The following is an 18,476-nucleotide window of genomic DNA, read 5'->3' as shown; positions in this document are numbered from 1 at the left end:
CTAAAAATAGAATTATACAATTGTTATATGAGTAAAGTTATCTCGCATTCCCTTTTTACCGATTTTGATATCGATTTATTCAAATCAGGGAAACATTTCCGGCTATACGAAAAACTAGGCGCACATCTTATAACGGTTGACGGAGTAGATGGTGTTTATTTTGCCGTTTGGGCTCCTACGGCTCATTCGGTATCGGTTGTTGGAGATTTCAATTTTTGGACACAAGGAGAGCATCTGTTGCAAGTCCGTTGGGATTCTTCCGGTATTTGGGAAGGATTTATTCCAAACATCAAAAAGGGGACAACCTATAAATATAAAATACAATCCAATAATGGTGGGATAATAACAGAGAAAGCCGATCCGTTTGCTTTTTATTGTGAAAAACCCCCACATACGGCATCAGTAGTTTGGGATTTAGAGTATAAATGGAAAGATAAAAACTGGATGAAAACGCGTCAAAATCATAATGGTTTAGACAAACCTTATTCTGTTTATGAAGTCCATTTAGGTTCTTGGAAACGCCATACAGAAGGAAATCGTTTTTTGACCTATGTAGAATTTGCCGAAGATTTAGTAAATTATGTAAAAGAAACTGGTTTTACTCACGTGGAGTTTATGCCAATTATGGAATACCCTTACGATCCTTCTTGGGGATATCAATTGGTAGGATATTTTGCGCCAACTTCTCGTTTTGGGAATCCGCAAGAATTCATGCATTTAGTAGATAAATTACACGAAGCAGGAATTGGAGTAATTCTCGACTGGGTTCCTTCTCATTTTCCAGATGACGCCCATGGTTTAGGATTTTTTGACGGATCGAATCTTTTTGAACATCCAGACCGAAGAAAAGGCTATCATCCGGATTGGAAAAGTTTAGTTTTTAATTATGGACGAAATGAAGTTCGTTCCTTTTTAATCAGTAATGCATTATTTTGGCTACATCATTATCATGCAGATGCTTTACGAGTAGATGCAGTTGCCTCGATGTTGTATTTGGATTATTCCAGAAATGATGGTGAATGGGAACCCAATATTTACGGAGGTAGAGAAAATCTGGATACGATTAGTTTCTTGAAAGAATTCAATGAAGCCGTTTATCTAAATTATGAAGGTGCTCAAACTATAGCAGAGGAAAGTACTTCGTTCCCAATGGTTTCCAGACCTACATCTGTTGGTGGTTTAGGTTTTGGTATGAAATGGATGATGGGTTGGATGCACGATACTTTAGAATATTTTCAAAAAGATACGGTGTATAGAAAGTACCATCAAAATGATTTGACTTTTTCGATGACCTATACCTTTTCAGAAAATTTCATGTTACCGCTTTCGCATGACGAAGTAGTATATGGGAAAAAATCGATAGCGGGAAGAATGCCAGGAGATGAATGGCAGAAATTCGCGAATTTAAGATTACTATACGGCTACATGTTTATGCATCCCGGAACTAAATTGTTGTTTATGGGAAGTGAATTTGGACAAAGTAGTGAGTGGAATTTTGAAGGAAGTTTAGATTGGCATCTGTTGCAATATCCGTATCATGAAGGGGTAAAACTATTGATTACAGATTTGAATAAATTGTATAAAACACAACCTGCATTGCATGAAAAACAATTTAGTCCGGAAGGTTTTGAATGGATTAATTATTCTGATCATCAAAATGCGGTAATGTCTTTTATTCGTAAAGGAAATGACCCAAAAGAGGATGTAATTGTAGTGTGTAATTTCACACAAGTTGTTCGCCCTAATTACCGAATTGGTTTGCCTAAAAAAGGAAAATTGACAGAGATTTTTAATAGTGATGCTGCAAATTATGGAGGAAGCGGAGTTTCTAACGCTAAAAAAATAGCAATTGAGGCTATGCCTTACGATGGAAGAGATTATTCGACAGAGTTGCTTTTACCGCCATTAAGTGTAACCGTTTTTAAAATTTCATAAGTATAAAAGGGTTCTTTTTTTAAAATAAGAATAACTAATGGTTTTCATTTATAATGGAAACCATTATTATATATAGTTGATTTTTATATTAAAATACACTATAACGTTTTCGCGAATAAAACCCACATATATAACTGTTTACAAAGTAATTTTGTAAGTTTGAGTTCTAGGAAAAGATTAAAATTAATACCATATAAAATGATTACAAATACAGAATTAGAATATAAAGGCGATTTATATCCCACAAAAATAACTTCTTTTGAGCATGAAGTAGATTCAATATTTTTTCATACCGATAATAGTGTCATATTAAAAGTAACCGTATTAAGAGATAGTCTAATCCGGTTTAGATTTACGACAAAAGGGTATTTTAGTAACGATTTTTCTTATGCAGTTGATAAAAGTCATTCTCATGGATATAATTTTCTTGAGGTTTCTGAAGTAGAGGATTATTATCAGATAAAAACCAGTAAAGTAAAATGTAGAATTCAAAAAATAGATATGAGGTTGTCTATTTTTGATTTGGAGGACAATATTATTTTAGAGGATGAATTGGGTTTCCATTGGGAAGAAAGCTATGAATACGGGGGAAATATCGTAAAAATGAGTAAGGCTTCAAAAGATGGGGAATGCTTTTACGGACTTGGTGATAAAGCAACCCAAATGAATTTGAAAGGTAAGAGACTGGAAAATTTTGCAACGGATCAATATGCTTTTCAAAAAGACCAGGAACCGTTGTATAAAGTAGTTCCGTTTTATATTGGATTACAAAACAAACAATCTTATGGTATTTTCTTTGATAATACGTTTAGAACCTATTTTGATTTTTGTCATGAAAGAAGAAACGTAACGAGTTATTGGGCAGAAGGTGGAGAAATGAATTACTATTTCATTTACGGACCACAAATGCAAGATGTTGTTACTACCTATACTGATTTGACCGGAAAACCTGAATTACCGCCGCTTTGGGCACTTGGATACCACCAATGTAAGTGGAGTTACTATCCGGAAAGTAATTTAAAAGAAGTTGCAGCTAAATTTAGAGAGTTGAAAATTCCATGTGATGCACTGTATTTAGATATTGATTATATGGAAGGTTTTCGATGTTTCACTTGGAACAAAGAATATTTCCCAGATCCAAAAAGAATGGTGGCTGAATTAGCCGAAGACGGTTTTAAAACAGTGGTTATTATTGATCCGGGAATAAAAATTGATAAAGAATACGCTATATATAAAGAAGCTTTAGAAAAAGATTATTTCTGCAAAAGAGCTGATGGTCCATACATGAAAGGGAAAGTTTGGCCAGGAGAATGTAATTTTCCGGATTATACAAATCCAGCAGTAAGAGAATGGTGGGCGGGATTATTCAAAGAATTAATTTCAGATATTGGAGTAAAAGGAGTGTGGAACGATATGAATGAACCTGCGGTTATGGAGGTTCCTAATAAAACGTTTCCTATGGATGTACGCCATGATTACGATGGAAATCCTTGCAGTCATAGAAAAGCACACAATATTTATGGTACACAAATGGCGAGGGCAACGTATCACGGTGTGAAACGATTCGCATATCCAAAAAGGCCTTTTGTAATAACAAGATCTGCATACGCTGGAGCACAACGCTACACGTCTTCTTGGACAGGAGATAATGTTGCAACTTGGGAACATTTATGGATTGCAAATATTCAAGTGCAGCGCATGTCTATTTCTGGTATGGGTTTCACAGGATCAGATATTGGTGGATTTGCTGAACAGCCTTCAGGGGAATTATATGCACGTTGGATTCAATTAGGTGTTTTTCATCCTTTTTGCAGAACACACTCTTCTGGAGATCACGGAGATCAGGAACCATGGGCTTTTGATGAAGAAGTTATCGATATCACCAGAAAATTTGTCAATTTAAGATATCAATTATTACCGTATTTATATACTATGTTTTGGCAATATATTGAGGAAGGAATTCCTATGTTGAAGCCATTAGTGTATTATGATCAGGACGATATTCAAACGCATTACAGAAATGACGAATTTGTTTTTGGTAATCAAATATTAGTTTGTCCAATTTTAGAGCCAAATGCTTTAGGAAGAAGGATGTATATTCCTCGAGGACAATGGTATAATTATTGGACCAACGAAGAAGTTAAAGGAGGAAAAGAAATTTGGGTAGATACTAAATTTGATCAGATTCCAATTTTTGTAAAAGCAGGGGCAATCATTCCTAAATATCCTGTACAGCAATATGTTGGAGAGTTAGAATTTGATGAGTTAACATTAGATATTTACTACAAAGAAGGAAAAGAAAAATCAGTGGTTTATGAAGATGCCCAAGATGGGTATGATTATAAAAAAGGGAGATACAGCTTCTTATCGTTTCAAACAACTGGAAAAGAGAAAGAACTGATTGTTCAGTTACATAAAGAAGGAAAATACGATACGAATTATTCTAAATATAAAATAAATCTTATCGGATTGCCATTTAAAGTTAAAATGATTGAAATTGACAATGTAGAAGTGTCATTTGATAAAAATACTTTAGAAAATGAAGGTTACTTGATTGTTGATAAAGGGTTTACGGCATTTCATATTACTGGTGAATAACAAAAAAGTTGATACTTTTACATTTAATTATGTAAATTTAAATGTTTATAATAATTGTATTTTTGTTTAATATTTAAAATCTAAAATTATGAAAAAGCATTTAATAGTAGGGATTTTTGCAGTAGGATTAGTTTATTCTTGTGCAACGAATCCTATAACAGGGAAAAAAAGTTTAAATTTTGTTTCTAACAGTGAACTGTTTCCAACATCTTTTCAACAATATGGTACTTTCTTAAAAGAAAATAAGGTAATTACCGGAACTGCCGATGCTAGAAAAGTGGAAGCAGTAGGAATGAGAATTAAAGCTGCAGCAGAAAAATATTTGACCTATTTAGGGCAAAATCAATATTTGAATGACTACCGTTGGGAATATAAATTAATCGAGAATAAAGAAGTGAATGCTTGGTGTATGCCTGGAGGAAAAATTGTTGTTTATTCTGGTATTTTGCCAATCACTAAAGATGATGCAGGTTTAGCTACTGTAATGGGACACGAAGTATCTCACGCATTAGCCAATCATGGTGCTCAACGTATGAGTGCTTCTCAATTGCAACAATTAGGCGCTGTAGGAGTTGCTGTAGCTACCGGAGGTAAAAGTGAACAAACACAGCAAATATGGAGTCAAGCATATGGCATTGGTTCTCAAGGTTTAGTTATACTTCCATTTAGTAGAGGTCATGAAACGGAAGCAGATAAAATAGGGCTTACTTTAATGGCAATTGCAGGATATAATCCAGAGGAATCAATTACTTTCTGGCAAAGAATGTCTGCGCAATCATCGGGACAAGCACCATCAGAATTTTGGAGTACACACCCATCTGATGCTACGAGAATTGCAAATCTAAAAGCATTAATACCGGAAGCAAAAGCTTTAGCGGCTAAAGTTGGTATTATTTACAAATAGTAACTTATTATTATAAAATATCTAAACAGGTTGTCCTTAAAATGGATAGCCTGTTTTTTTTTGAATATGAGTTATAATTATTATGTGTCTCTTTATTCATTAATGATTTGTTAATGCATAAATATTTACTTTTTATATCGTTCTTAGCAAAAAATAAATAAATTCGTATCCTAAAAAAATAAACATGGCAGATTTAGAAAAAGGGAGTAAAAAATTATTAAATGCTTGGGCTTTTTATGATTGGGCAAATTCAGTTTATACACTAACTATTGCATCTGCAGTATTTCCTATTTTTTATGAAGCTTTGTTTTCTGAGCGTGATCACTACATTGATGTTTTTGGCTTGCATCTAAAAAATTCAGCTTTAATTAGCTTTATTACCGCTTTAGCATTTTTATTAGTGGCTTTTATTTCGCCTTTATTGTCTGGTATTGCAGATTATGTGGGGGATAAAAAATCATTTATGAAATTCTTTTGCTACCTGGGAGCGCTTTCTTGTATGGGATTGTATTGGTTTAATCTTGAACATATATACATCGGATTGGCATTTTATTTTTTTGGATTGATTGGGTATTGGGGAAGTTTAGTTTTTTATAACTCTTATTTACCGGACATCGCTTTTGTAGAGCAACAAGATAAAATTAGCGCCAAGGGATATTCATTTGGATACATTGGAAGTGTTATTTTATTGATTATAAATTTAGCGATGATCATGAAACCAAAACTTTTTGGAATTACTGGAACTGATGGAGAAGCAGCCATGAAAGCCATGCGATATTCATTTGTTATGGTTGGAGTTTGGTGGATATTATTCAGTCAATATACGTACTATTATTTGCCAAAAGGGAATAAAAACGCCGACCGTAAAGTAACGCATCATGTTGTATTTAATGGTTTTAGAGAGTTAAAAAAAGTTTGGTTTTTATTGAAAGAAAATATTGCATTAAGACGGTATTTAGGAAGTTTTTTTGTGTACAGTATGGCCGTACAAACGGTAATGCTAGTTGCCACTTATTTTGGAGCACAAGAAATTGCTTGGTCCTCTAAAGCAGAAAGTACAACGGGTTTAATTATTTGTATTTTGATCATACAATTAGTTGCTGTTCTGGGAGCAGTTATCACTTCAAGAGCCTCAGAAAAATTCGGAAATATTCCAACGTTAATTGTGATTAACTGTATTTGGGCAGTATTTTGTGCAATTGCATTTTTTATTACTTTGCCAATACATTTTTATGTTATGGCAGGAATTGTAGGACTTGTGATGGGAGGGATTCAAGCTTTATCACGCTCAACATATTCTAAATTATTACCTGAAACTGATGATACGGCTTCCTTTTTTAGTTTCTTTGATGTTGCTGAGAAAATCGGAATTGTTATAGGAATGTGTATCTATGGAATTATCGATCAAATCACGGGAAGTCCAAGGTTAGCAATTGTATTTCTTGGTGTATTCTTTGTTGTGGGTATTCTGTTATTAAAAAGAGTGCCAAAAAAAGGCGTTTTAAATTAATAAAACACCTTCATAATAGTTATTATTTTTAAAATTAGGCTCTCGATATAGCTCCTGAGCCATTTACTTTCGTATCTTTTTTCTTTGGGTCTCCAATGTATTCAATATCTCCTGAACCAGAAACTCTGGCATGAAGACTTTCACTGCAAAAAACTTTACTGTCTCCTGAACCAGAAACGGTAATCTTAGCGTTTTTAGCTTTCAAATCACCGGCATCAATATCACCAGAACCATTTAAATTACTGTTGAAGTTTTCAGTTTTCCCGGCAAGAACTATATCTCCCGAACCACTTAAATTAACATCAAAGTCATTTGCTTCAACATCTAATTTCATATCACCCGAACCGGTCAATTTAGCTGAAAATGATTTCGTTTTAATGCTATTTTTAGTCATTACATCACCAGAACCTGTCAAAGACACTTGATTTATACTCTCGAAAGGTACAGTTATGATAATTTGTTGTCCTTTGCTTACGCTGATATATTTGTTCTTTTCAGTAGAAATTTTCAATACCTGATCGACAACCTCGACTTTAATGTAAGACAATAAGTTTTCTTCCCCTTTTATCGTAATATTCCCTTCTTTTCCGGAAACTAATTCGACATCAAAAAATCCTGTTATTGCAATTTCATCATATGAAGCGGTGCTTCTTTTTTCAGAAGTTACTTTTCCATTTCCTTTTATTTTTTCATTGGATGACCATTGCGCATTAGCCATTGTAGTTAGTAATAGTGAACAACTAACAAATAATTTGATTGAATTTTTCATAAATAAAGCTTTAAGATTATTGTTTTTTTACTAGTATTACATTTCCGTAATCTGAAATTATAGAGACATTGTTAACTCCTCTTTTCTTATAAAAACCACTGTATTTTTTTAAGTTGTTTGAGTCTTCTTTAGAATTTACTTCTAATTCATTGTCATATTTAAAATTGGCATATTTTACAGTCACATTAAAATCAAAAGCATAATTAGCATCAAATCCAATGTTTAATCCCGTGTAACCAGCGGCAATATTTACAGTGTTGGCTTTCGCATTAATAGTTCCAATAGCTACATTACTGTATTTTGTGGACAGTTTTAAATTATTGGATATTTCACCTATTTTGAGTGTTAGATAATTTCCGGTTGCGTCTAATGATTTTACATTCTGAATTTTAATATTTCCGTATTTACTGATGTATTTAACAACATCACTTTCTTGAATATCTACATCCGTATAATCCGAAGCTAAATCGAGTTTTGCAACTTCTCCAATTTTCAAATTCGAATACTTTGCTGTAACAGTAGCATTTTTTAAAAATGAAATAGTTGAGTTAGAACAATATTCTACTAGGATATTACTGGAGTTTCCGGATAATCTGCCTAAAGCTATTTTGCCATATTTACATTTAATTTCAGCATCAGAAAACAAGTCAGATGTAGTGATATTTCCATATTTATTATGAAGTTTTACACTTCCATTTTTTGGTATTTTGAGCGTATAATTAATCTGAAAACTATTGTTTTTGCCATTGCTCTTATAACTGGAGTTTCCTAAAATAGTTTTTGCAGTAATCATCCCTTTCAGCGCAATTATATCAACATCAATATCATTGATACGCTGGTTGACCCAATTTTCGTTATCACCACTCACTTTTATGACAATATCCAATTCGGTTTTATCTTCGTCCCAAGTTGTTACTGAAATATTGCCGTAAGAGTTATCAATATAAAGACCAGCATCCGAGTTTACGAAATAGGCTTTTTTAATATTTTTTTGTTTGGTATGGATATAATCAGGATCATTGGAAAATCCTAAAAATGGAATTAAAACGAATAATAGGAGTAGTTTAAATTGTTTTTTCATCAGAAATATTTTTTAATTTTTCATTGTTTTCAATGTGTAACAGTACATTTTGTAAAAAAGAAATTCGGGTTTGAAGATTGCTGATCATCGCATAAATAATTTGCTTACTTTCTCCATTTGTTTCTAATTCCTTAATTATTTTTTCATAATCACTATCTAATGTTCTCATTTGTTTGAGTGCATCGGAAATTATTTTTTCATTTTCAGGTGATTTTTTCTCTCTTATTTTTTCTAATTCATTTTCAATTAAAACGGTAAAAATAGAATCTGTTTGTTTAGTTTCTTTTGATGCAAATCGCAATTCTTCTGTTTTTTTAGGAGTAGTATTGAAGATTGAAAGTCCAAACATAACTACGATAGAAGCAGCGATTCCAATAGAAACGAAACGTTTCCAATTTGATTTCTTAGATTTTAATTTTTTTAAAAACCGTTCCTCATGATGATTTTCAATAGTCTCAATGTCCCATTGATTTTCAAATTTGTCAAATAATTTATCTAGTTTTTTATTTTCCTTTTTCATATTTCCTCTAGTTTTTTTCTTAAACAATCCTTGGCTCTGCTGAGTGTAGTTCTGCAATTGGCATAACTGATATTGAGTATTTCGCTGATTTCTTCTTGGTCATAACCTTCGATGAAAAAAAGAGTCAAAACCATTCTGTAATTATATTTCAGGGAGTTGATGACCTCTAAAATTTGTTTTACTTTTAACTCATTGAAATCTGTAATTTCAGTTAAAGCCGTTTCTTTTTCTTCAATTTTATAAAGTGTAGTATCAAAGTCTTCTGGTTTGAATTGATTATTTTTTTTGTAAAAATCGATACTACAGTTCACGACTATTCTTTTTAACCAAGCACCAAAAGCAACTTCTTGTTTATAGTCGTTTATCTTAGTGAATGCTTTTAAAAAACCTTCCTGCATAACATCTTCAGCAAAATGAACATCTTTGACAATACGAAAGGACACATTATACATCGCTTTTGCATAGCGATTGTAAAGTTCACACTGTGCTTTTTGATTTTTTTGCCTGCAGAGCAAGATTAATTCTTCGATATTATGGTTGGTTAAACTCAAACAGCTGATTTTAGTTTATTATAAGGACTCGACCTTTTCACGTTTGTTACACTTTTATAAAACTAAATTATATTTTTTTAAAATAGAGTTCAATATTATTTAAATTATAAAATTATTCTAACCTTAGAATCATTGTTTTTTGCCAAAGACTAAACAGATTTAATTTTTATTTTGGCATAATGATTGTCTCTTTTAGTAGGAAGTGAATTATACATGTCAGATGTCGATTTTATTCAAAATAAACGGCATGATCCTTATATTTGCTTAATAAATGAAAATTTTTAATGACAAAAAGACTTAAATAATATATGTCAAATCATAAAATACTTACTATTGACAATCTGTCACTTCAGGAATTTGATTCAGAAGCAGATTTAATTCCACTTTTGACTCCTGAAGATGAGGAGGAAATGAATAATGAGGCTTTACCGGAATCATTGGCTATTTTACCTTTGCGGAATATGGTTTTATTTCCTGGGGTTGTAATACCAATTACTGCTGGGCGAGATAAATCAATAAAATTAATCAATGACGCTAATGCTGCCGGTAAAACGATAGGAGTTGTTGCTCAAAAAAATGAAGAAGACGAAGATCCAACCAAAGACGATATTCATGCAATAGGAACTGTAGCCCGCATTTTACGTGTGCTAAAAATGCCTGATGGTAATATCACTGTAATTCTTCAAGGTAAAAAGCGTTTTGAAATTGATTCAGTTGTTTCTGAAACGCCATACATTACTGCAAAAATCAAGGAAGTTCCTGAAAAAAGACCTAAGAAAAACGATACTGAATTTGTAGCAATTCTGGATTCAATCAAAGAATTAGCGATTCAAATCATTAAAGAAAGTCCAAATATTCCAAGCGAAGCAACCTTTGCCATCAAAAATATTGAAAGTCAATCCTTCTTGATCAATTTTGTTACTTCTAATATGAACTTGTCTGTTGAAGAGAAACAAGATCTATTAGCTATTAATGAATTGAAAGGTAGGGCTTTAGAAACGTTACGTTATATGAATGTTGAGTTGCAAAAACTCGAATTGAAAAATGATATTCAATCTAAAGTTCGTTTTGATTTAGACCAACAACAACGCGAATATTTCCTTCACCAACAAATGAAAACCATTCAGGAAGAATTGGGTGGCGTTTCTCAGGAAGAAGAAATGGACGAAATGTTGCAGAAGTCTTTGACTAAAAACTGGGACGAAAAAACTAAAAAACATTTCGATAAAGAATTGTCTAAAATGCGACGCATGAATCCGCAAGCGCCTGATTTTGGAATTCAAAGAAACTATTTAGAGTTGTTCTTGGAATTGCCTTGGAATGAATATTCTAAAGATGATTTCGATTTAAAAAAAGCACAAAAAATATTGGACAGAGACCATTTTGGTCTTGAAGACGTCAAGAAAAGAATGATCGAACATTTGGCAGTTTTAAAATTGCGAAATGATATGAAATCTCCAATTATTTGTTTGACAGGACCTCCGGGAGTTGGAAAAACATCAATTGGACGCTCTATTGCAGAAGCTTTGGGTAGAAAATACGTTAGAATTTCGCTTGGTGGTTTGCGTGATGAAGCGGAGATTCGCGGACACAGAAAAACGTATATTGGTGCCATGCCGGGACGAATCATTCAAAGTTTGAAAAAAGCGGGAACTTCAAATCCAGTTTTTGTTTTGGATGAAATCGATAAATTATCAAATAGCAATCAAGGAGATCCATCTTCGGCATTATTGGAAGTTTTAGATCCGGAACAAAACAATTCTTTTTATGATAATTTCCTTGAAATGGGATATGATTTGTCTAAAGTGATGTTTATTGCTACGTCTAATAATATGGCAGCGATTCAACCTGCGTTGAAAGACAGGATGGAAATCATTAAAATGTCAGGCTATACGATTGAAGAGAAAGTTGAAATTGCGCGTCAGCATTTGTTTCCAAGACAATTGAAAGAACACGGTTTGACAACTAAAGATTTGACCATTGGAAAAAAACAATTAGAGAAAATCGTCGAAGGATATACACGTGAATCTGGTGTTCGTGGTCTTGAAGCTAAAATTGCTCAAGTAATTCGTAATGCAGCCAAATCTGTTGCGATGGAAGAGGAGTATAACAAAAAAGTTACCGACGAAGATATCATAAAAACACTTGGTGTTCCAAGATTGGAAAGAGATAAATACGAGAACAATGATGTTGCCGGAGTGGTAACTGGTTTGGCTTGGACTTCAGTTGGTGGTGACATTCTGTTTATAGAATCGTTGCTTTCTCCTGGAAAAGGAACTATGACCATTACCGGAAACTTAGGTACGGTAATGAAAGAATCAGCAACCATTGCTTTAGAATATATTAAGGCAAATGCGAAACTTTTAGGATTGGATTCAGAGATACTTTCTAAATATAATATTCACTTGCACGTTCCGGAAGGAGCCACTCCAAAAGACGGTCCAAGTGCCGGTATTGCAATGTTGACATCATTAGTTTCGTTGTTTACACAAAAACGTGTGAAGAAAAACTTGGCGATGACAGGAGAAATTACCCTGCGTGGGAAAGTTTTGCCAGTAGGCGGAATCAAAGAAAAGATTTTGGCGGCAAAAAGAGCGAATATCAAAGAAATTATTCTTTGTCACGAAAACAAAAGTGATATTGATGAAATAAAACCAGAATATCTGGAAGGACTTTCTTTTCATTATGTGAAGGAAATGAGCGAAGTATTGAAATATGCTTTGACTGATCAGAAAGTGAAAAATGCCAAGGATTTAAAATAAAAGTTAATTCCAAATTTTAAAATTCCAAATTCTAAAACCTGATTTTCAGTGCTTAGAATTTGGAATTTTTATTTGTAATTACGGGTTTTAAAGTTGCCATTTATTGTATTTATAATTTTATCTTCGCATTTACGTTTTACCTTACATAAGTTGCACTTTAAAGCATGTTAAAAAAACTTTTATTATACACCTCTTTTTTCATTTGTTCTGTGTCTTACAGTCAAATAGGAGGTAAGTATACCTATCAGTTTTTGAATTTGGTCACTTCGCCAAGACAAGCGGCACTGGGAGGAAAAGTAATCACTATTTATGATGATGATGTCAATCAGGCCCATTTTAATCCAGCAACCATAAATGCTGAAATGGACAACCATTTGGCTTTGAATTATGGAAGCTATTTCAAGGAAGTAACATACGGAACGGCTTCTTATGCGTACACGTACGATCGACATTTGCAAACTTTTCAGGCTGGAGTAAATTATGTAAACTATGGCAATTTTGAAGGCTATGACGAAAACGGTCAACCAACCTCAGAATTTACCGGAAGCGAAATTGCCCTTTCTTTTGGGTATGCCTATAACATTCCCTATACCAATATTCATTTAGGTGCCAGTGCCAAATTAATTTCTTCTACCTTGGAAAGTTACAATTCTTTAGGTGGTGCAATTGATATTGGGGCACTTTTTATAGATGAAAAAAATGATGTAAATTGGGGTTTGGCTATTCGAAATATTGGAACTCAATTTTCTACTTATAATGGTACAAATGAAAAGCTGCCACTCGAAATAATTGCGGGCGTTTCGCAAGAATTAGAAAATGTGCCTATTCGTTGGCATCTTACTTTGGAAAATTTGCAGCAATGGAATATAGCTTTTTCAAATCCGGTCAGGGCAGAATCATCATTTGACGGAACGGAGACTGAAGAAAAAATTTCATTTGTAAATAATGCATTGCGACATGTAATTGTAGGAGTAGAGCTTTTTCCAAAAAAAGCATTTAATTTGCGTGTGGGATATAATTTTCGAAGAGCAGAGGAATTACGCCTTCAGGAACAACGTAATTTTTCGGGAGTTTCATTAGGTTTCGGACTTAAATTGAATAAGTTGAAATTCAATTATTCGTATTCCAGATACACATTGGCAGGAAATACAAGCCTTTTTGGGTTAACCATTAACTTTCAAGAATAATTTTCTCCTTTGAAAATTATGGAAGGACAGTTTGATTAATTATTAAAATTTAAATATAATATTTTGAAAAAAATTACCATCGCAATTGACGGATTTTCATCGACAGGAAAAAGCACGTTGGCCAAACAACTTGCGAATCATTTAGGATATATTTACGTTGATACTGGAGCAATGTACCGTGCTGTAGCTTTATTTGCCATGCAAAACGGTTACATAAATGCGGATTCTTTTGATAAAGAGACATTAATTAACAGTTTGCCAAATATAAAATTGCAATTCAAATTCAATGCTGATTTAGGTTTTGCAGAAATGTATTTGAATGAAGTAAATGTTGAAACCGAAATCAGAACGATTGAAGTTTCCAGTTTTGTGAGTAAAGTAGCTGAAGTTTCTGAAGTTCGTGCCAAATTAGTCGAGCAGCAAAAAGAAATGGGAAAAGACAAAGCAATAGTAATGGACGGAAGAGATATTGGGACTGTAGTTTTTCCGGATGCAGAGCTTAAAATTTTCATGACAGCAAGCGCAACTACAAGAGCACAAAGGCGTTACGATGAGTTAGTTAAAAAAGGTGATACAGTAACTTTTGATGAAGTTTTGGCAAATGTAGAAGAACGCGATTACATTGACACGCACCGTAAGGATTCCCCTTTGGTTATGGCGGAAGATGCTATAGAAATTGATAATTCGCATTTGAATCGTGAGGAACAATTCGAGCTTGTGTTGGAATTGGTAAATGAAATTACTAAAACGGCATAATTATTTGCAGATCTCATTTTTAATAGTAGATTTACGCCTTGTTAATTTTTAAAAATAAAAAACAATTCATCTCATGGGAATTAAAAATAGATTGGTAATAATGAGCTTTCTTCAGTTTTTTGTTTGGGGAGCTTGGCTGATTACCATTGCAAATTACTGGTTTGGCACAAAAAACTGGGAAGGAACTCAATTTGGGTTGGTTTTTGGAACTATGGGAATTGCTTCATTATTTATGCCAACACTAACTGGGATTATCGCTGACAGATGGATAAATGCTGAAAAATTATATGGAACGCTACATATTTTATATGCTGCGGTTTTATTCTATATTCCTCAAGTTACCACTCCAAATTCTTTTATTTATATTATGCTTTTGGCGATGTGTTTTTATATGCCAACGATTGCTTTGAGCAACTCTATATCGTATAATGCACTCAAATTAAACAATAAAGATATTATTAAAAATTTTCCACCTATTCGGGTTTGGGGAACAATAGGTTTTATTGTTGCGATGTGGATTACTAATTTAACGGGAAACAAATCAACAGAATATCAGTTTTATATCGCAGGTTTAGCGGCAGTATTTCTAGGGATTTATTCCTTCACTTTGCCAAAGTGTAAGCCGCAACGTTTGTCTAAAGAAAATGCTTCTATCATGGAAACATTAGGGTTAGAATCGTTTAAATTATTTGCTGATTATAAGATGGCTTTGTTTTTTGTTTTCTCAATGTTTTTAGGAGGCGCTTTACAGTTGACAAATGCCTATGGAGATGTTTTCTTAGATGAGTTCAAACATTTTCCAAAATATGCTGATTCATTTGTTGTAGAATATTCGACTATTATAATGTCAATTTCTCAAATTTCGGAAACCTTATTTATTCTTGCGATTCCCTTTTTTCTAAGACGTTTTGGTATCAAACAAGTGATGTTGATTAGTATGCTTGCTTGGGTATTGCGTTTTGGACTATTTGCTTACGGAAATCCGACAAGTGGTTTATGGATGATTATTATGTCTTGTGTGGTTTACGGAATGGCATTTGATTTCTTTAATATCTCAGGATCATTATTTGTCGAAACGAATACAGACCCTAAAAATCGTTCCTCAGCACAAGGTTTGTTTATGATGATGACCAATGGTTTTGGAGCAGTTTTAGGAAGTTTTACTTCGGGATGGGCTATTGATAAATATTTTACAAAATCATTTAATAATACTACTGATTTGGCTGGTTTTCTGGAAACAGAAACGACTAATCCAAAAATGTTGGAATTTGTTACCGGTCAAGGGAATTCAATTACTGCCGATGGATTGTTTAGTAAAGTAATTTTTATGAAAGACTGGCATACAATTTGGCTGGCTTTTGCAATTTACGCATTGATAATTGCCGTTGCATTTGCAGTTTTGTTCAAGCACAAACACAATCCTATGGATGTTGAAAATGTAAGTCACTAAAACAGGATTGAAATAATATAGAACCCGATATTTTTATACGATATCGGGTTTTTTTATGCTGAAAAATCAGGATAAAACCTATCTAGCCCCGATGGAGCTGATATCCTCGCATCTCGTCTTTTGGGACGAGAGAGGAGATAAAGGCGATAGCGGGAACTTTGCCTGCAAAAAAGCCAATTAATTCGCTCCTGATTATCAATCGATTATCTTGTCTGTAAAATTTTGCTGTTTAAGATAAATGTGTTACTTTTGCAGTCCTTTTGGTGAATAAGAGTTTCCTTTAGGGTTCAACTAATTATACAAACAACTTCTGTTGTTTTCTAGCACATTAAGAAACTCGAGAAAATACAGAATACAAATTTTTAATCAGCATGTCTGAACAATTAAAATCACAAGAAGAGTTTTTAGCAAATTTTAACTGGCACAATTTCGAAGAAGGTATTGATGCTGTTGATGAGAAAAACTTATTAGAATTCGAAGAACTAGTTTCAAAAACATTTATCGCTACTGATCAAGAAGAAGTTGTAGATGGTGTAGTTGTTAGAATTACAGATAGAGACGTTATCGTTGATATCAACGCAAAATCGGAAGGTGTTATTTCATTAAACGAATTCCGTTACAACCCAGCATTAAAAGTAGGTGATACTGTTGAAGTATTAATTGACATCCGTGAGGATAAAACTGGTCAATTAGTATTATCTCACAGAAAAGCACGTACTATCAAATCATGGGATAGAGTTATTTCGGCTAACGAAACAGGAGAAATCGTTAATGGTTTTGTAAAATGCAGAACTAAAGGTGGTATGATCGTTGACGTTTTCGGAATTGAAGCTTTCTTACCAGGATCTCAAATTGATGTTAAACCAATTAGAGACTACGATGTATATGTAAACAAAATGATGGAATTCAAAGTGGTAAAAATCAACCACGAATTCAAAAATGTTGTTGTTTCTCATAAAGCGCTTATTGAAGCGGATATCGAAATCCAGAAAAAAGAAATCATCGGTCAATTACAAAAAGGACAAGTATTAGAAGGTGTTGTTAAAAACATTACTTCTTATGGTGTCTTTATTGACTTAGGTGGTGTTGATGGATTGATTCACATTACTGACCTTTCTTGGTCTAGAATCAACCACCCATCTGAAGTTCTTGAATTAGATCAAAAATTAAACGTTGTAATCCTTGATTTCGATGACGAAAAAACAAGAATACAATTAGGATTGAAACAATTAAACGCTCACCCATGGGACGCTTTAGATGCTAACTTAAAAATTGGTGATAAAGTAAAAGGTAAAGTAGTTGTAATCGCTGATTACGGTGCATTTATTGAAGTTGCTGAAGGTGTTGAAGGTTTAATCCACGTTTCTGAAATGTCTTGGTCTACTCATTTACGTTCTGCTCAAGATTTCGTAAAAGTAGGAGATGTTGTTGAAGCAGTTATCTTAACATTAGACAGAGATGACCGTAAAATGTCATTAGGTATCAAACAATTGTCTCAAGATCCTTGGACTGATATCACTGCTAAATACCCAGTAGGTTCTAAACATACAGGTATTGTTAGAAACTTTACAAACTTTGGTATTTTCGTAGAATTAGAAGAAGGAATTGATGGATTAATTTACATCTCTGACTTATCTTGGACTAAGAAAATCAAACACCCATCTGAATTTGTAAACGTTGGTGAAAAACTTGACGTTGTAGTATTAGAATTAGATGTTGAAGGACGTAAATTATCTTTAGGTCACAAACAAACTACTGCTAATCCTTGGGATCAGTATGAAGATTCTTTCGCAGTTGGAACTATCCACACAGGTGAAATTTCTGAAATCGTTGACAAAGGAGCTACTGTAGAATTCGGAGATGATATCGTTGCTTTCATTCCTACTCGTCACCTTGAAAAAGAAGACGGAAAGAAATTGAAAAAAGGTGATTCAGCTGATTTCAAAGTAATCGAATTCAACAAAGAATTCAAAAGAGTAGTTGCATCTCACACTGCTATCTTCCGTGAAGAAGAAGAGAAAAATGTGAAAGCAGTTTCTGAAAACACTTCATCTTCATCTACAAATGCACCAGCTGCAACTTTAGGTGATAACAATGATATGTTAGCTGCATTGAAAGCTAAAATGGAAAAATCAGAGAAAAAATAATTTCTTGAAATTTTTTGAATATAGAAAGCCCCGCAATTTGCGGGGCTTTTTTTTTGTGCTTTATTTTTTAGGAGCAGAGCAGTTGAATTCGCAATCCACAATCCTCCCGCTGTACGCAGTATCTTTTTATTGTGCAGAAAGCCTATTTTCAAAATCAACTTTTGTATAACACAATAAAAAGGATACTTGCTGCCATCGGGGCTAATTAGAACTAATGTCAATTTCATCTCATTTAGAAAAATTAAATTTTAAAAAATAATTTCATTTTTTAAAACCAAACACAATTAAACACCGTAAATGAAATTA

The 18,476-nt window shown here is 33.3% G+C and carries 13 protein-coding genes; 9 read left to right on the top strand and 4 right to left on the bottom strand.

The window, feature by feature from the left end; genetic code table 11:
- Window positions 1-27 precede the first annotated feature (27 nt).
- The 4 genes from glgB to C8C87_RS07175 all read left to right on the top strand — a co-directional run bounded on the left by glgB (window position 28) and on the right by C8C87_RS07175 (window position 6,947).
- Entirely contained in the window at window positions 28-1,935 is a 1,908-nt protein-coding gene (glgB, locus tag C8C87_RS07190; RefSeq protein ID WP_099715426.1) for a 1,4-alpha-glucan branching protein GlgB, read from the top strand.
- A 198-nt stretch (window positions 1,936-2,133) separates the two neighbouring features.
- Window positions 2,134-4,533, top strand: a complete 2,400-nt coding sequence (locus C8C87_RS07185; RefSeq protein WP_121342109.1) for a glycoside hydrolase family 31 protein — start codon at window positions 2,134-2,136, stop codon at window positions 4,531-4,533.
- Window positions 4,534-4,621: 88 nt separating this feature from the next.
- Window positions 4,622-5,437, top strand: coding sequence for a M48 family metallopeptidase (locus C8C87_RS07180; RefSeq protein ID WP_121342108.1), 816 nt, complete (start codon window positions 4,622-4,624; stop codon window positions 5,435-5,437).
- 184 nt (window positions 5,438-5,621) lie between these two features.
- Window positions 5,622-6,947 carry an MFS transporter gene (locus tag C8C87_RS07175; protein WP_121342107.1) on the top strand — a complete coding sequence of 442 codons (1,326 nt, stop codon included), beginning with the start codon at window positions 5,622-5,624 and terminating at the stop codon, window positions 6,945-6,947.
- A gap of 34 nt (window positions 6,948-6,981) precedes the next feature.
- Here C8C87_RS07175 and C8C87_RS07170 read toward each other — a convergent pair whose 3' ends face one another.
- The 4 genes from C8C87_RS07170 to C8C87_RS07155 are packed head-to-tail and all read right to left on the bottom strand — an operon-like array spanning window position 6,982 to window position 9,868.
- On the bottom strand, window positions 6,982-7,716 hold the full coding sequence (locus C8C87_RS07170; protein ID WP_099715430.1) for a head GIN domain-containing protein: 735 nt from the start codon (window positions 7,714-7,716) through the stop codon (window positions 6,982-6,984).
- A 16-nt stretch (window positions 7,717-7,732) separates the two neighbouring features.
- The gene (locus C8C87_RS07165) at window positions 7,733-8,797 is read right to left on the bottom strand and encodes a hypothetical protein (RefSeq protein ID WP_121342106.1); all 1,065 of its coding nucleotides are present in this window, start codon (window positions 8,795-8,797) and stop codon (window positions 7,733-7,735) included.
- Entirely contained in the window at window positions 8,781-9,317 is a 537-nt protein-coding gene (locus tag C8C87_RS07160; protein WP_121342105.1) for an anti-sigma factor, read from the bottom strand. The genes C8C87_RS07165 and C8C87_RS07160 overlap by 17 nt, the downstream gene beginning before the upstream one ends.
- The gene (locus tag C8C87_RS07155; protein ID WP_099715432.1) at window positions 9,314-9,868 is read right to left on the bottom strand and encodes an RNA polymerase sigma factor; all 555 of its coding nucleotides are present in this window, start codon (window positions 9,866-9,868) and stop codon (window positions 9,314-9,316) included. The genes C8C87_RS07160 and C8C87_RS07155 overlap by 4 nt, the downstream gene beginning before the upstream one ends.
- A 308-nt stretch (window positions 9,869-10,176) precedes the next feature.
- Here C8C87_RS07155 and lon point away from each other — a divergent pair, with 308 nt between their 5' ends.
- The 5 genes from lon to rpsA all read left to right on the top strand — a co-directional run bounded on the left by lon (window position 10,177) and on the right by rpsA (window position 18,170).
- Window positions 10,177-12,630: an endopeptidase La gene (gene lon, locus C8C87_RS07150; protein WP_099715433.1), complete on the top strand. Its 2,454-nt coding sequence runs from the start codon at window positions 10,177-10,179 to the stop codon at window positions 12,628-12,630.
- Window positions 12,631-12,794: 164 nt separating this feature from the next.
- Window positions 12,795-13,817: a type IX secretion system protein PorQ gene (gene porQ, locus C8C87_RS07145; RefSeq protein ID WP_121342104.1), complete on the top strand. Its 1,023-nt coding sequence runs from the start codon at window positions 12,795-12,797 to the stop codon at window positions 13,815-13,817.
- A gap of 63 nt (window positions 13,818-13,880) precedes the next feature.
- Window positions 13,881-14,573 carry a (d)CMP kinase gene (gene cmk, locus C8C87_RS07140; protein ID WP_121342103.1) on the top strand — a complete coding sequence of 231 codons (693 nt, stop codon included), beginning with the start codon at window positions 13,881-13,883 and terminating at the stop codon, window positions 14,571-14,573.
- 73 nt (window positions 14,574-14,646) lie between these two features.
- A complete protein-coding gene (locus tag C8C87_RS07135) occupies window positions 14,647-16,023 on the top strand; it encodes a nucleoside permease (protein WP_099715436.1) in 1,377 nt (458 codons plus the stop codon).
- 371 nt (window positions 16,024-16,394) lie between these two features.
- Window positions 16,395-18,170 carry a 30S ribosomal protein S1 gene (rpsA, locus tag C8C87_RS07130; RefSeq protein WP_099715437.1) on the top strand — a complete coding sequence of 592 codons (1,776 nt, stop codon included), beginning with the start codon at window positions 16,395-16,397 and terminating at the stop codon, window positions 18,168-18,170.
- Window positions 18,171-18,476 lie beyond the last annotated feature (306 nt).

The sequence above is a fragment of the Flavobacterium sp. 120 genome (assembly GCF_003633605.1).
GTDB classification, from domain to species: domain Bacteria; phylum Bacteroidota; class Bacteroidia; order Flavobacteriales; family Flavobacteriaceae; genus Flavobacterium; species Flavobacterium algoritolerans.
This window is presented reverse-complemented; position numbering and strand designations above follow the sequence as displayed.

Coding starts and splice junctions, on each gene's coding strand:
- glgB (WP_099715426.1), top strand. CDS start 28: ATGAGTAAAGTTATCTCGCATTCCCTTTTTACCGATTTTGATATCGAT.
- C8C87_RS07185 (WP_121342109.1), top strand. CDS start 2,134: ATGATTACAAATACAGAATTAGAATATAAAGGCGATTTATATCCCACA.
- C8C87_RS07180 (WP_121342108.1), top strand. CDS start 4,622: ATGAAAAAGCATTTAATAGTAGGGATTTTTGCAGTAGGATTAGTTTAT.
- C8C87_RS07175 (WP_121342107.1), top strand. CDS start 5,622: ATGGCAGATTTAGAAAAAGGGAGTAAAAAATTATTAAATGCTTGGGCT.
- C8C87_RS07170 (WP_099715430.1), bottom strand. CDS start 7,716: ATGAAAAATTCAATCAAATTATTTGTTAGTTGTTCACTATTACTAACT.
- C8C87_RS07165 (WP_121342106.1), bottom strand. CDS start 8,797: ATGAAAAAACAATTTAAACTACTCCTATTATTCGTTTTAATTCCATTT.
- C8C87_RS07160 (WP_121342105.1), bottom strand. CDS start 9,317: ATGAAAAAGGAAAATAAAAAACTAGATAAATTATTTGACAAATTTGAA.
- lon (WP_099715433.1), top strand. CDS start 10,177: ATGTCAAATCATAAAATACTTACTATTGACAATCTGTCACTTCAGGAA.
- porQ (WP_121342104.1), top strand. CDS start 12,795: ATGTTAAAAAAACTTTTATTATACACCTCTTTTTTCATTTGTTCTGTG.
- C8C87_RS07135 (WP_099715436.1), top strand. CDS start 14,647: ATGGGAATTAAAAATAGATTGGTAATAATGAGCTTTCTTCAGTTTTTT.
- rpsA (WP_099715437.1), top strand. CDS start 16,395: ATGTCTGAACAATTAAAATCACAAGAAGAGTTTTTAGCAAATTTTAAC.